Below are 12,788 nucleotides of genomic sequence, written 5' to 3' on the forward strand. Positions count from 1 at the left end.
GAGGAAGCGCTGATGAGAGGAATTGAACCGGGCGATACCGCCTTTCTGCTAGGCTGCACGGCGCTGGTCCTCATGATGACGCCCGCGCTGGCGCTGTTCTACGGAGGACTGGTTCGGGAACGGAACGTCCTGTCGGTGATGATCCAGAACTTCGTCTGTATCGGCGTGGTCGGGATCATCTGGGTATTTGGCGGCTTCAGCCTTGCCTTTGGCCCGTCGGTCAACGGCTACATCGGCGACATACGAACCTATTTCGGCATGCACGGCATCGGCGTGGCGGCGGATCCCGCCTATGCCGCGAACGTGCCGTTCATCCTGGTGTTCGGCTATCAGATGATGTTCGCCATCATCACGCCGGCGCTGATGACCGGCGCATTCGTCGGCCGGATGCGGTTTGCGCCGTTCCTCTGGTTCGTCGCGCTGTGGACCATCTTCGTCTATCTGCCGGTCGCCCACTGGATCTGGGGCGGCGGGTTCCTGTCGCAGCTGGGCGTCGTGGACTTCGCCGGCGGCATTGTGATCCATGCCTCGGCCGGCGCGTCGGCGCTGGTTACCGCGATCTATCTCGGCCGGCGGCCGACCGGTGATAGCGGGCCGATCCCCGCCAGCCTGCCGATGGTGGCGCTGGGCGCGGGCCTGTTGTGGTTCGGATGGTTCGGTTTCAATGCTGGCGGTGCCTACGCCGCCGACGGCCTTGCCGCCTACGCCTTCACCAACACCATGCTCGTGCTGGTCGGCGCGGTGACGGGGCTTGCCACCATCACCCCGGCGTCGGGCTATGTGGAACCAATGGCGGCGCTGCTGATCGGCGCGATCGGCGCGACCTGCTGTTATTTCGCCAAATACATCCAGTCGTGGCTGAAGGCGGAGGATACGCTGGAGGTGTTCCGCGCCCATGGCATCGGCGGCATCACCGGTTCGCTGTTGATCGGCGTGCTGGCGAGCCCGACGATCAACGCCGTGTCGGCGGGCACGCGGCAATTGTCGGTTCAGGCCATCGCGGTGGCGATCGTCGTCATTTACGCCGTCATCGTCACTACCATCATCCTGTTCCTGCTCGACAAGCTCAGCAAGCTGCGCGTGCCCGTCGAGGTGCAGCGCGAGGGGCTGGACGAGCAGTATTACGGACAGAGCGCCTACAGCCTTTGGGGTATGAGGGCCCGAAAGCCGGACTGACGCGATGCTCCACTGGCGGCCGGACGCCACCGGCCGCCGGGTTCTCTATTTCTCCGTCGGAGGTGAACCGCTTCTGCCATGGACTTGACGCTCCTCATCTTCTTCCTCGTCTACCTTGCCATGGGGCTGGGCTCGCTGCCCTTCTTCCGGGTAGGACGCACCGGTGCCGCCGTGATCGGCGGCATGGCGATGTTGACGATCGGGAGCATCACGCCGCAGCAGGCGTGGAACGCGATCGATTATTCCACGATGGGAATGCTGTTCGGTCTGATGGTGGTCTCCGCCGCCTTTGTGGTGTCCGGCTTTTACGGCTGGCTGGCGAGAAAGGCCGCAAGCTCCAACGTGTCGGAGCGCGCATTGCTGGCTATCCTTATCGTTGTCGGCGGGGTCATGGCGGCCTTTCTGACCAATGATGTTGTCGCGGTGTCGATGTGCCCGCTGCTCCTGTCGATCACCTTGGCGCGGGGGTTAAACCCGGTGCCGTTCCTGCTGGGCTTCTGCTTTGCCGCAAATACCGGAGCGTCCGGCACCATCATCGGTAGCCCGCAGAACATAATCGCCGCGCAGAAGCTGAACCTGTCCTTCGCGGGCGTGTCGGAGATCACCGCCGTTCCGGCGCTGCTGTCATTGCCAGTGATCTGGCTCGTCATCACCTACCTCTACCGTGATCGGTGGAAGCTGGCCATGCCCTCCACTGATGGGAACGGCGCCCCGGGGGCGACGGAGCCTCCTCCTTTCTCTGTGGGGGAAACGCTGAAGGCGGCCATCACCGCATTCGTAGTTGTGGTGGCATTCGTCTTCAGCGACTGGCCCCGCGAAACCGTCGCTCTTACCGCGGCGGGAGTTCTGCTGCTCAGCAGGCGCGTCTCGTCCAAGTCACTGCTGCACGAAGTAGATGGCGAACTCATCCTCCTCATTATGGGGCTGTTCGTCGTCAATGCTGGCCTGTCCGCAACCGGTCTGCCGCAGCAGCTCGTGACGTACCTCGCGGCCGAGGGCATCAACCTCAATAACCCGACTGCACTCTTCCTCATCAGCAGCGTCGTCAGCGATCTGGTGGGAAACAACCCCGCCGTCATGATGCTCGTGCCCTATCTTCATGTCGGAGGCGACGCGAATTATCTGGGTGCGGCGCTGTCGCTCGGCACGCACTTTTCCAGCAACCTGGTTGTATTTGGCAGCCTTGCGGGGATCATCATGGTCGAACAGGCGAAGGATCGCGGGGTGAAGATCTCCGGTGCCGAATTCTCCAAGGCGGGCGTCCTCGTCACCGCAGCCACGATGATCATCGCGGTCGTGTGGCTGCTGATCTGAGCCCGCAGACCTATGGCTGGGCTTCAACGCGTCGTGAAAGGATGGCCATTGATGATCCCGCATGTCGTTCTGCTTCGGGGCCTCGCCGGGCGTGGCCGCTGCCGCAGTCGTGCTGCTCTGCAGCCTAGCATTTTCTGCGGCTTTAGGGGACGCGGACAAGTACCCTCATCGCGATATTAGGTCGGCCCGACTTTGGATCGCGTCCCACCAAGGCGGTCGGGCTGAGAAGGGCCCGACCAATCGAAAATCAGACGTCGGAAGTGGCCGACTTGCGCTTGGACTTAGACGTCGCTGGGGCGCCGTTCGCACCGCCGGCGCTCCGCGTCATACCCGGCTTGCGGCCCAGGCCGATCTTCGCGTGAGACCGTGACCGGCAAGATGGCGCCGGAGCGTCTTGTAAGGCTTGCCGTCGATCATCGATATGATGTGGTCCTTGGAAGCGAGAGACTTCCTGACCGAAACCGCTGGCGTGTATTCATTCGCCACGTCTGCTGATTTCACGTCTGGCTCAGCACGCGAGAGCTGGTCCACAGCTCCGTGCATATCCTTCAGAAAGGCGAGAACGTCGGTTTCAGATGCTCGAGTGTTCGGGTTTGACAGCCAAGCGGTGGTCAGTTGCACCGCAAAATCAATCGTGTCGAAGTTCGGATCGTCTTCGGGAATATCAGCCATTATGTACATACTTTCCTTGGGGAGTGGCTGCGCTGCCATCTAGGCGTCGCCAATTCAAGATTTAACGGCGGAGACTCCTCTCCAATAGTCGGCGAGAAGCACAGGAAAGTTGAACCTCGCGCGTTACCTCTCGTGTTTAGATACCCGCACGATACTCTAAGAATGTCCGACTTTGGGTGGTCAGGCGACGGGCTGCTTTCAGACGCGAACGCATTTAAAGCCGACAGTAGCTGGCGCTGCTAACCGAAGTTTCGCGAGCAGCGGTCAAGCAGGGCCGGTAAGCTGATGTCATCGCTCACGGTCTCACCTATCGCAGCAAGGTAGCGGAGCATGAGAGCCTTTAACGCTTCGGGTTGCGGCGCATCGCCTGTCCCATGAATGAGCACACTTGTCCCATCGGTGCTGATTGTATGGGGTTCTCCCGCTGGTCCGAAAGCAGCGCTATAGACCCCATCAGCGACGTCTATCGGCTCCATCCACCGCTCTGCATCCGTTACGGATGCAAAGAAGATAGCCGGCTCATCTGCCGCAACGATGAGGTTTATCTGAGTCATCTGCCTCTCATGCCATGCAGCAATTACGTCGGCTATCAGCATTCGCATCGGGCCTGGACGACCGCCCTTGGGCGAAAGCGGACGCTCCCGTGATCGCCGGAGCGAATGTCTGCTAAGGGGTGGTTAGCGGACACTCAGGCGCGCGGCGAAATAACCGACGATCGCCAAGCCCAACCATGCGGCCAATACCGGCAGGACCAGCCACATCGCACGCGGCCACTCAAGCAAGAAGCTGGGAGGCGTAGGCGGAACGAGTGCTAGCCCGATCGTCAAAATGATTACCGGCGAGGCGATTAGGACGGCCAAGCTAATTCGCCGTGTGCGACGTCTGCTGAAATGACCGAGCGCGAAAGCAACGAACGATACGATCCATATTCCCGACCACACGGTGTTCACGACGGCGCTCCCTGCCACGCTTGATGCGTGAACGTCTGCAATCGTAACATTCTAGAACTGAGATGAATGTCCGCAAGTGGGGCGGGAGCGGAATTTCGTTTAAGCGATCGGACGAGCGGCGGCTTTCTATCCTCTCGGGCCACAAGCGGCCTTTCTGCTCACGGCCCAAGAGCTGCTGGACTGCTCCGGTCGTAAGCTGCCAGTCTGCAACGCGCCCAAATTCTGACGTTCGCGAGCTCGGAAGCTGATCCTGAAAGCCGACGCTCTCTCGATCGTAACGGGCCGTAGCCAGGTAGGTAGACAGCACGAGTTTCCAGCATCTGGCGCGCCGGCCCGAGACGCGTCTCGCTGCTGCTCGGCACGGGGCACCAGATGTTGAAGTCGATCCATTAATAGGTCGAAAAGCCGCCGTCCGTCTGGAAGTTCGCGCCCGTCAGGTTCGATGCTTCCGGTGACAACAGGAACAACATCACGGCGACCTGCTCCGCCGGCATCGAACCGCGTTTCTTCTGGTCGCTCCATTCCAGGAGGCTGTCGATCTTGATCATGCCGATGCGGTATCTTTGAAGCCGGCGGCTGCACGTTCCCCGAGCAGTTTGAACGCGCGCTCGTACATGGGCGTGATGGTCGTTCCCATGTTCACCGAGTTCACCCGGATGCCGAACGGCGCATAGTCGATCGTGGCGTTTTTCGTGAGGCCGTTCACCGCATGTTTCGAGGCGACATAGGAGGGCGTGCCCCCGAAGCCACGCAGCCCCGCCACTGAGCCGACGTTGACGATGGAGCCGCCGCGTTGCTGCTTCAGCATTTGGCGAAGCTCATGGCGCACGCACAGGAACGTGCCCTTGCCGTTCACACGCATCACCACGTCCCAGTAAGCGCCGCTCGCCTGGTCGATCCGCGCCATGGCGAGGTTCTTCTGCTTTTCATAGTCGATCGGATCGCCGGGGAAGATCGCGTCCATCACGCCGGCATTGTTGAGCGCAGCGTCGAGGCCACCGTATTTGGTGGCGGCAACCCGCACCATCTCGGCGGGCACGCTATCGTCGGAGATATCGCCCGGCACAAAGGTGGCGCGATGTCCCTCCGCGACGATCGCGTCGATCGTCGCCTGGCCTTTGTCCTTCAGCCAGTCATCCTGCATATCATCTAGGAGGCAGGGATCTCAGGTAGGCAGCGACAGCGCGGTACGCCGGCAGCGACGTCGGGTCGTTCAAGGCATTCGATGCCGTTGGCATCGATGCAAACCTGACGAGTACCATATCCGCAGCCCAATCGACATAAACCGTTTGGCCGTGCACGCCGCGCGCCGCGATGATCGTACGATCGCTCGGATAGACCCACCAAAGCCCGGAGTAGGTCCCGCCGGCTAGCGCCGGATATGCGGTCCCGAACTTCTTCGGATCGCCGCCCGTGCGGATTGCCTCCACCGCCGCGGCGGGAAACAGCCGCTCGCCGTTGATGACACCCTTGTTCAGCATCAGGAGCCCGATCCGTCCCATGTCGCGCATGCCGGCGCTCAGCCCCCCGCCGGCGAATGGCGTACCAATGGCGTCGACCGTCATATAGGCGTCCTGCTCGGCTCCCATGCGCCGCCACAGTCGATCCGACGCGAGGGTCGCAACCGATTTGCCGCTGACGCGCGAGACGATCCAGCCGACCATATCGGCATTGGGCGTCTTATAATGGAAGGCCTCGCCGTTCTTTCCCTCCGGCTTGACCTGTTCCAGGAACTCGAAATACCCGTTCGGACCCTTGTAGCCGGCCGGCTTCGGCAAGGGACTCGTAGCGGCCGCATATTTCCACACGCCCGCATTGGGGTCGGTATAATCCTCCGAATAGTCGAGCCCGGTGGTCATGTTCATCACCTCGCGCACCGTCGCGGTGCCGAACGCGCTCTTCGCCACCTCCGGCACGTAGCGCGTCACCGGGGCGTTCGGGTCGAGCTTCCCTTCCGCGATCAGGATCTCCGCCAGCAGGCCGGTGAGTGACTTGGTCATCGACATGGCGGCATGTTTGCCGTCCGGCTCCAGGCAGCCGGAATACCACTCATAGACCACCCGCCCTTTGTGGAAGATCAACATGCCGTCGGTATAGTTGACGCCGAGCGACTGCTCCCACGTCAGCGTCTTGTTCGAATTGAGCGGGGTGAACGTCAGCGCGTTGATCGTCCGCATGCTTTGGGCAAGCTCTGCGGGTGGCACATAGGTGAGCGGTATCGCGTTCTTCAGGCCGCGGTTGATCTCCACCGTCGGCAGTAGTTGGCGGAGATGGCAGACCGACCAGCGCAGCTTGGGAAAGCTGAAATAGTCGGATTCCGGCTGCATGATCAGCTTGTCCTTGGGCGGCGGGAACCCCTGCATCCAGCCCATCACGCGCGGGTCGGATGCCGCCGCCGACAAGGGCGCCTTCTGCGCGGTGCCGGCGGAAGAACTCGCCTGTTCCTGTGCCGACACGGCCGCTGCAGCAACGGCGATAGACGCGGCGCAGGCAAGCCCCAGACGCGAGGCGCTAGTAATTGACCACGACATTGATGAATGCTCCAGACCAGATGGGCGGTGTTCCTGGGAATGCTGCCTTGATCCCGGCGCCTGGGAATGACGCGCTCACCCCCGCGGTCAGGAACACGTCCGGCCCGAAGATGTGATTATATTCCAGGAACAGGTCGTCCGAGAGATGCCGCTTCGTTACGCCCGAGATCAGGTTGAACCCGCTCGGCGTGGAGACGAGCCGTGTGGTCTGGCCGAACTGGATCGGGCTGCCGAGCTTGTCCGCGTCGATCCGGGCAAAGCGCAGCGTCAGCGCGTCCTGCTTCGACGGCTGGACGGCGAACGCGAGCTCGAGCGCGCGCAGGTTCGAGTTGATGAACACCATCGAGGATTTCGATCCGGTCGCCCAGGCGCCCGGCGATCCCTCGTAATATAGCGGATCGAACCGCTCGAGCTTCGGCGTCGTCGGATCATCGCCGGAGAACACCTTGACTGTGCCCGTCAGCGTCGGTGTCCACGACGTCTCTGCGAACCGGTAACCGACCTGCGCGCGACCCGCCCAGGCGGACATGTTGATCCGGTTGTTCCACTCGTAAGCGAAATCGCCGGTCGCGAACCAGTTTCGCAGCAAACCCTCGCTGCCGATGGTGCGGAAATAGAGGTTGATCGCGTTCGTCTTGTCGCGGCCGTCCGGGATGATCGTCGGCGCGCCCAGGCCGTCCGGCGCCGCGCGGATGTACGGAGATTGCGATCGCAGGACGTTGACGTAGGTGAAGCCGAGATAGTCGCCGCCAGCGGAATCGTAGCGGATGTCGGCGCCCGCGAGCTGGTTGTGGCCATTGTTCGATTTCAGTTCGCGCGGCTCGATGAAATAGCCGGTGATCGTCCGCCGCCCGTTGATGATGCGGATGATCCCCGCCTGCTTCCACGCCTTGCGCGGCCCGAACTTGAGCGCCCCGCGCTCGAACCCGCTCGTCCCGCCGTTTGCGATCAGCATGCCGCTGCCGAGCTGCAACTCACGCGGACCGAACGAGCTATCCACATCGACCGGGTGATCCGTGGTGCGATAGCCGAGATATCCTTCTTCCAGCGTGATCGCGCCCCCGTCCTTGGCGTCGAACGCATCCCGGCCCCAGGTTTTCGACGCCACGCCGGAAACCTTGCCGTACAAGGTGCCGCCATTCGCGAACGTCTTGTCGAAGCCAAGGCCCGGTTTCACGTAGAATTCCAGCCAGTTCTGGTTGGAATTGAACCGCGCGTCCGGCGCGTAGACCGAGGCGAAGTTCCAGAACAGATTTGACTCGCTGACGAGGTTCAGCCCGCCCTGGAAATACCAGCGGACGGCAAGGCCATCCTTGTCGTAGATCGTCGTCTTGGGCGTGTTGACCGGCGAATTGTCCTTCAATTCCTTTGATTCCAGCGCCGAGGGGCCACCCTCGGGCAGGCTCGTCTTGCCGGTCCGGCGCACCGATCCATCAGTCACCTGAAGCCCGCTGTCGCGGCCGGCAGGAATATCGCAGCCTTCCGCGGCCGTGCACTCCTCCTCATGGATCACCAGAACGGCCTGAACGTCGGTCGACGGTGGTGGCAGGTCGATCGTCATGAGCGGCTTGCCCGCGCTACGATGCTGCATCCAGCCACACCGCCGGTCTGGCGCGTGCGCCGCATCAACCACCAGGCTGAGTTCGCCAGACGAGAAGAAGTGCTGCCATATAAGACGGAGCGGCTCGCCGGTATCGCAACAGGCTTCGGACCGATCGGGGAAGCACCTGCTCTAAGGCCTCGGACGAGACCTGCTGCCTCAGCCAACACCGACACATCACGACGCCAGTCGATCATCATCCGGCCTCCCGTCGTCAACTTGGTATGGCACCCAGCAGGGTCGAACTATGGGTAGACCTACCTAGGTATCCTCGGAACAGCGGCCCACGCCGGGAGGCGGCAGGTTTCGCACTGCGGTAGGTACCTTCCACTATTTGGTCGGCGCTTAGGGCGCATTACGCCCGTGCTCAGAACGGAGCAGGTTTGTGGGCAGATATGGGTGAACGCCGCTCCGGGCCGCGGACGCCGCAGTCTCGTCCGGACGCGATGTCGAAGCAGATCCATCATAAAAGGGAAAACGCACGATGATGGATGTGCCGCCGGCGATCGTCGCCGAAGCCGTGCAGGAGGCGCCGCCGGCACGCCGCGCGTCCAGCGACGTTCCCGCGGGCCGCGCCGACGGCATCCAGGTGATCGACGGCAGGATACGCCGGTCCGGCCCACCCACGCTGCCGCAGGGCGGCCCGTCGGGACTGCGGACCGAACAGCTGACCGGCGCCGCGAAAGACAAGCGGCCCATCACGGACATCTACGACAAGGACGGGCTGCATGTGCGTTGGTATCTGCAGGGCGGCCTCGATTACGATATCGAGAACAACCTCTTCTGGAACCTCGCGTCCGCCTATTCGCCGCAGTCGAAGTTCAATTCCGACGAGAATTGGCTCGAGGGATATGTGAAGCCGGGGATCGGCTTCGACAAAACCTTCCCGGGCGGCAACGTCTTTTACGGCAAGATCTCGGGCGTTGCATCGCGCACCTGGGGGACAGACGCGTTCGATTCACGAAACCAGGGCGCAATCACGCTGGAGGAAGGCTATCTGGGCTTCCGCACCGAGGGCACGGGCACGAACTTCGATCTATCGCTCGGTCCCCGTGAACTGGTGCTGGGCAGCGGCATGCTTATCGCGAACGGGGGCGTGAACGGCTTCGAGCGCGGCGCGCTGAAGTTCGGGCCGCGCAAGGCGTGGAAGCAGGCAGCGATCGGTCGCATCATCAACGGGCGCCAGACGATCACCGGCTATTTCATCGAGCCGCGCGAACTGAAGTCCAATAACGGCCACAACCAGCTTGCCGGCGTCGACTTCCGTTATGATGCGTCGAACGAGGACTTCCTCGGGTTCACGTATATAAACGTGCTGAGATCGCAGTCGCCCTACATCCGCGCCGCGCCGGGCGGCATCGGCGCGCCGACCATCATTCCCGACGGGCGCGACAAGACTAACGTCGTCAATCTCTATTTCAAGGGAAGCCGCGACGTGGGCATCTGGCGCAACTGGTTCATCACCGGGGATGTCGCCTACGAGTGGAACAACCGGATCAACATGTCCGCTTGGGCTGCGCGCGGGCAGATCGGCTATACATTCGCCGATACGCCATGGAAGCCGACGCTGATCTACACCGCGAAGTTCTTTTCCGGTGACAATCCGAACACGCCGAAGCTCGAACGGTTCGATCCGTTGTACTATGAAGGATCGCCCGGCATCTGGGCGACGGGCGCGGAATCTTCGATGGTTTTCATCAACACCAATTTGAAGGCGCTGGAGTTCAGCGCAGCGGTTCAGCCGTCGGACAAGATCACGGTCACGCTGCGCTACGCCTATATCAGCGCAGACAAGCTGGAGAGCCCGCTGCAGTTCGGCCAGGCGACCCGCCTCGTCTCTACGCCGAGCGGCTTCAACCTGGTCGACGGCGTGACCAAGCACCACCTGTCGGACGACCTCTTCCTCGAATACAACCAGATCCTGACCGAGAACCTGTTCCTGACGATCGGCCTTGCCGCGTCCTTCCCCGGCGCCGGGATCAAGGCGGAGCTTCCGGGCAAGGCGCCGACCTGGACCGGCGCGTTCGCAAACGTGGTGTTCAATTTCTAGTAGACGCAGTGCGTCGACGCCATCGGCGGGACGAGGTGCCGAAAGCCCCTGGATCGCTCCCGGTCGAGGGGCAGGTGACAGCAAAAGATTACTGGGTCTCGCGAGTTGTACCGCTCCCGACATGCCGCGCGTCCGTGTGCATCTGGGACGAGGCCAAGAGAGCAGACGAGAAGCGCTTAATCTCTTATTCCAGCCGCTTCAGCTTGCATGGCACTGTAAAAGACAGGCATGGTTCGGCTATTGGCAAAGCAGCATAGCTCGGTCAGTATGCCCCTTGGGGCAGCGTCCGCGTCCCTCGCCAGTGGTTGTGAGAGCGGACAGGCGGCTAGCGGCTCATGAGCCGCTGGTCTTCTCCTGGCGTTAGCTGCCAGTCTGCAACGCGCCCAATCTCGGCCATTCAGCGTGACCCTTGGCGCTCCCGAAAGCGGTCGTTTGATGGGGATCGCACTTAGCGGCTGCTACTAGTGGTTAAGTGACAGTCGGCTTTCGGGACGGCCGGTCGTTATCGCGGCGCTTTGGAGGAGGCACGACTTGTTAGCCAGCGTGCGGAGACTCGACCCTCCAGAACTCGCGCGCACCCTTGGGCATGCGAGCGGCTCCAACTCGCTGCCTGTCAACGTGCCGCCACAAGGTCGCCGCAGTAGCAGCGATACAGCCAAGCTGCGCAAGTTGGTGGTCGCGATGGCAGGCTATGACCTCTTCCTCGAGGGCGGTTCGGCACACGAACGGCAGAGCCTGGCCGGTAAGGTGCCAATCCTGCACGAAAGCTGATCTCAGCAGAGGAGGTAGCGCCGGGGCCAAAGCGAGGCCTTCCTCTACCTTCAGCCGTATGCGGAAGGTATGGAAACCCCCCAGGAGAACGCCCCAGGCTTGATGAGTCGTCTGACGGTCAAGCGCCTCGCGAAGATCGACCATGAACCCGTCAAAATCCGCGCTTGCCTGCTTATAGTCGATCGGCGCCGTCATCTGTCAGTGAACGGTGGATTTCGGATGCGACAGCAAGGGTCGGGAATGACCTGATGCGGGGCGACTTTTCTGGGCGCAAGTTGCCATTGCCTTGTCGCGGAAGTCCTGACTTTCCGGCGTAGCGGATATGGCCACTTTCGCGACAGGGCGTCGGCTTCCAGCACTGCTGCGATCGCCGTGCGACGGGCCAGACTAGCTTTTTTATAAAGAAGCTCTATATAGGAATTGCTGAACGTCGCCTGCGACGGATGATGGGCCGCTTCGGCTCTTCCCTTTGTCCTTTCTAGCTTCAAGACGCCGGGATGTGCCGCTTTGGCGCATGCCCGACACCCGTGGGACAAGGAAAATCTCATGATCACTGGCACCGTAAAATTCTTCAATAACGACAAGGGCTATGGCTTCATCGCGCCGGAAAACGGCAACGGCGACGCTTTCGTCCACATCTCAGCCGTAGAGCGCGCTGGCATGACGACGCTCAACAAAGACCAGCGCGTGTCCTATGAGCTCGAAACCGATAATCGCGGCAAGACGTCTGCTGTGAACCTGCAGGACGCCTAACAGTCTGCGGCGGATGCGAAAGCATCCGCCGCTTTCGCGTCTCGCCTCACTCAAGACGTTCAACAAGACCGCTCGGCTACGTGACGCCTGGAGCGGTGGCAGCCTTCGCCGGCTATGAAAGGCTGTTATGTCCAGAACACTCGTCGCACCATTTCTGATCGCCAAAGACGCGGAAGGTCAGTTTCGCGTCACCATCCGCGACACGCGCTTCAACTCGCAGAACTACCCAATCGTAACATCGACCCTACAGCCCGAAATGTTCAAGAGCGCCGTGGCCGCCCGCGCGCACGCCAAGCAGAACCTTGGCGCGGAGGCAGGTCAGTTCGCGTCCAAGTAATTTCGTTCCAGTCTCCCCCCGCGGGCGCGACAAGCGCTCGTCGCTCATCTGAGCAGGGGCGTACTCTGCACCCGCAGGAGAGGCTCGCATGACGCAGCAGGAACATGATCTGACCGCGCAGCAGTTGCTCGAAGCCCAGCAAGCGCTCGACGTAGCAGCGTTCAACGGGATCCTGAGCCTGGCCATCGTTCTGCGGAAGCGGAAACTGCTGACCGACGCCGAGACCGAGGGGCTGCACGACATCATGAGCAAGCCGCTCTCGCTGCCGGGCAACGCGGATAACCCGGTTGTGCAGGACGCGCAGCAGAATCTCGATCAGTTGTTCGCGCTTCTCGTGGATCACCGCTAAACATCGCCAGCGCAGATCGCGACCGCTCGATCCAGCTTTGTGAGTCCTTTGGAACGCAAGCCGTTGTATATCCGGCATCGCATGGTCTCTTCTATTCCTCATCGGTTCCCGATCGCAGTCGGCGCGGGCGACATCGATTTCCTGGGTCGCGTCAACAACGCAACTTACCTGAAGTGGGTCCAGGCCGCGATCTGGATCAGGTCCGGTCTGGTACGAGCTCAGACGATGCCAGCCTCATTTTGGACAAGGCGATAGCAAACCTACTCCGCATGTGGGGGGAACACT

At 61.7% G+C, this 12,788-nt stretch carries 12 protein-coding genes and 1 pseudogene; 7 read left to right on the forward strand and 6 right to left on the reverse strand.

The features are described 5' to 3' along the window. The coding region (locus tag K0S66_RS16605; RefSeq protein ID WP_301076587.1) for an ammonium transporter at positions 1 to 1,176 on the forward strand (1,176 nt) is incomplete at its 5' end. A gap of 120 nt (positions 1,177 to 1,296) precedes the next feature. Next, positions 1,297 to 2,490 (forward strand): SLC13 family permease, encoded by a 1,194-nt coding sequence (locus K0S66_RS16610; protein ID WP_301076597.1) that lies wholly within the window; start codon positions 1,297 to 1,299, stop codon positions 2,488 to 2,490. Positions 2,491 to 2,814: 324 nt separating this feature from the next. Here the strand turns inward: K0S66_RS16610 and K0S66_RS16615 are convergent, their stop codons facing one another. From K0S66_RS16615 to K0S66_RS16635, 5 genes are all read right to left on the reverse strand, one after another. Then, the gene (locus tag K0S66_RS16615; protein ID WP_366520843.1) at positions 2,815 to 3,162 is read right to left on the reverse strand and encodes a MucR family transcriptional regulator; all 348 of its coding nucleotides are present in this window, start codon (positions 3,160 to 3,162) and stop codon (positions 2,815 to 2,817) included. Between the two features lie 1,339 nt (positions 3,163 to 4,501). Next, positions 4,502 to 4,660 (reverse strand): hypothetical protein, encoded by a 159-nt coding sequence (locus tag K0S66_RS16620; RefSeq protein ID WP_301076588.1) that lies wholly within the window; start codon positions 4,658 to 4,660, stop codon positions 4,502 to 4,504. Further along, positions 4,657 to 5,256, reverse strand: coding sequence for an SDR family NAD(P)-dependent oxidoreductase (locus K0S66_RS16625; RefSeq protein WP_301076589.1), 600 nt, complete (start codon positions 5,254 to 5,256; stop codon positions 4,657 to 4,659). Before K0S66_RS16625 ends, K0S66_RS16620 begins: the two co-directional genes overlap by 4 nt. Before the next feature lies 1 nt (position 5,257). Then, on the reverse strand, positions 5,258 to 6,643 hold the full coding sequence (locus K0S66_RS16630) for a serine hydrolase (protein ID WP_301076590.1): 1,386 nt from the start codon (positions 6,641 to 6,643) through the stop codon (positions 5,258 to 5,260). Next, positions 6,624 to 8,234: an alginate export family protein gene (locus tag K0S66_RS16635; protein WP_301076591.1), complete on the reverse strand. Its 1,611-nt coding sequence runs from the start codon at positions 8,232 to 8,234 to the stop codon at positions 6,624 to 6,626. The genes K0S66_RS16630 and K0S66_RS16635 overlap by 20 nt, the downstream gene beginning before the upstream one ends. A 493-nt stretch (positions 8,235 to 8,727) precedes the next feature. Between K0S66_RS16635 and K0S66_RS16640 the strand changes: the two genes are divergently transcribed. After that, the gene (locus K0S66_RS16640; RefSeq protein WP_301076592.1) at positions 8,728 to 10,293 is read left to right on the forward strand and encodes an alginate export family protein; all 1,566 of its coding nucleotides are present in this window, start codon (positions 8,728 to 8,730) and stop codon (positions 10,291 to 10,293) included. Positions 10,294 to 10,827: 534 nt separating this feature from the next. Here the strand turns inward: K0S66_RS16640 and K0S66_RS16870 are convergent. Then, positions 10,828 to 11,259 (reverse strand): DUF2267 domain-containing protein, encoded by a 432-nt coding sequence (locus K0S66_RS16870; protein ID WP_366520844.1) that lies wholly within the window; start codon positions 11,257 to 11,259, stop codon positions 10,828 to 10,830. Positions 11,260 to 11,610: 351 nt separating this feature from the next. Between K0S66_RS16870 and K0S66_RS16650 the strand changes: the two genes are divergently transcribed. The 4 genes and pseudogenes from K0S66_RS16650 to K0S66_RS16665 form a co-directional block, all read left to right on the forward strand. Further along, complete coding sequence (locus K0S66_RS16650) at positions 11,611 to 11,817, forward strand: cold-shock protein (protein WP_301076594.1); 207 nt, start codon at positions 11,611 to 11,613, stop codon at positions 11,815 to 11,817. A 127-nt stretch (positions 11,818 to 11,944) separates the two neighbouring features. Further along, on the forward strand, positions 11,945 to 12,154 hold the full coding sequence (locus K0S66_RS16655; protein WP_301076595.1) for a hypothetical protein: 210 nt from the start codon (positions 11,945 to 11,947) through the stop codon (positions 12,152 to 12,154). Between the two features lie 88 nt (positions 12,155 to 12,242). Continuing rightward, positions 12,243 to 12,503, forward strand: coding sequence for a hypothetical protein (locus tag K0S66_RS16660; protein ID WP_301076596.1), 261 nt, complete (start codon positions 12,243 to 12,245; stop codon positions 12,501 to 12,503). 81 nt (positions 12,504 to 12,584) lie between these two features. Continuing rightward, positions 12,585 to 12,695 (forward strand): annotated as a pseudogene (locus K0S66_RS16665) (acyl-CoA thioesterase); the annotation flags it as partial. Between the last annotated feature and the right edge of the window lie 93 nt (positions 12,696 to 12,788).

It is taken from the genome of Sphingomonas sp. (assembly GCF_029239295.1).
GTDB lineage: Bacteria > Pseudomonadota > Alphaproteobacteria > Sphingomonadales > Sphingomonadaceae > Sphingomonas.

Coding starts and splice junctions, on each gene's coding strand:
- K0S66_RS16610 (WP_301076597.1), top strand. CDS start 1,297: ATGGGGCTGGGCTCGCTGCCCTTCTTCCGGGTAGGACGCACCGGTGCC.
- K0S66_RS16615 (WP_366520843.1), bottom strand. CDS start 3,162: ATGGCTGATATTCCCGAAGACGATCCGAACTTCGACACGATTGATTTT.
- K0S66_RS16620 (WP_301076588.1), bottom strand. CDS start 4,660: ATGATCAAGATCGACAGCCTCCTGGAATGGAGCGACCAGAAGAAACGC.
- K0S66_RS16625 (WP_301076589.1), bottom strand. CDS start 5,256: ATGCAGGATGACTGGCTGAAGGACAAAGGCCAGGCGACGATCGACGCG.
- K0S66_RS16630 (WP_301076590.1), bottom strand. CDS start 6,643: ATGTCGTGGTCAATTACTAGCGCCTCGCGTCTGGGGCTTGCCTGCGCC.
- K0S66_RS16635 (WP_301076591.1), bottom strand. CDS start 8,234: ATGCAGCATCGTAGCGCGGGCAAGCCGCTCATGACGATCGACCTGCCA.
- K0S66_RS16640 (WP_301076592.1), top strand. CDS start 8,728: ATGATGGATGTGCCGCCGGCGATCGTCGCCGAAGCCGTGCAGGAGGCG.
- K0S66_RS16870 (WP_366520844.1), bottom strand. CDS start 11,259: ATGACGGCGCCGATCGACTATAAGCAGGCAAGCGCGGATTTTGACGGG.
- K0S66_RS16650 (WP_301076594.1), top strand. CDS start 11,611: ATGATCACTGGCACCGTAAAATTCTTCAATAACGACAAGGGCTATGGC.
- K0S66_RS16655 (WP_301076595.1), top strand. CDS start 11,945: ATGTCCAGAACACTCGTCGCACCATTTCTGATCGCCAAAGACGCGGAA.
- K0S66_RS16660 (WP_301076596.1), top strand. CDS start 12,243: ATGACGCAGCAGGAACATGATCTGACCGCGCAGCAGTTGCTCGAAGCC.